Source organism: Cellvibrio mixtus subsp. mixtus J3-8 (genome assembly GCF_000766945.1).
GTDB classification, from domain to species: domain Bacteria; phylum Pseudomonadota; class Gammaproteobacteria; order Pseudomonadales; family Cellvibrionaceae; genus Cellvibrio; species Cellvibrio mixtus_A.
Map to the genome: position 1 here is coordinate 1 of NZ_KN266220.1, position 373 is coordinate 373.

Annotated in this window: 1 pseudogene; it reads right to left on the minus strand. The window is 43.4% G+C overall.

From position 1 onward, the window contains the following. Positions 1–245, minus strand: a pseudogene (locus A596_RS21595) (hypothetical protein); the annotation flags it as partial. Positions 246–373 lie beyond the last annotated feature (128 nt).

Consider the following 373-nt stretch of genomic DNA (forward strand, 5'->3'; position numbering starts at 1 on the left):
GAAGGTTTAAAGGTTCGCAGCAAAATATTTCGCTTTACCTGCAATGCGGAGCCATGATGTGCTGTTGCTCGATAGAGCTTTGCCAAGCCATTTAAATCTACCGGTGGCTCATAGTAGCGGCTACCGTATGAGTAGCATCCTGAATAGAGAAAATCATAAGCATTAAGCACTGGCTCTGGTTCGCCAAATGTAAATGCCACTGGCCCCGACTCTTTTTGAGTTTTAGTTTTTCTTAACCAGTTCATTCGTAAATCTCCATCAGTGATTGATTATGTTCATCGAAGGCAATATCAACAGGTTCGTTAAATAATGCGTGCATAGTTGCCCAAGCTAACTCTGCATGCCCTGTGCGTTTGTTTCGGCCAGCCTTAAA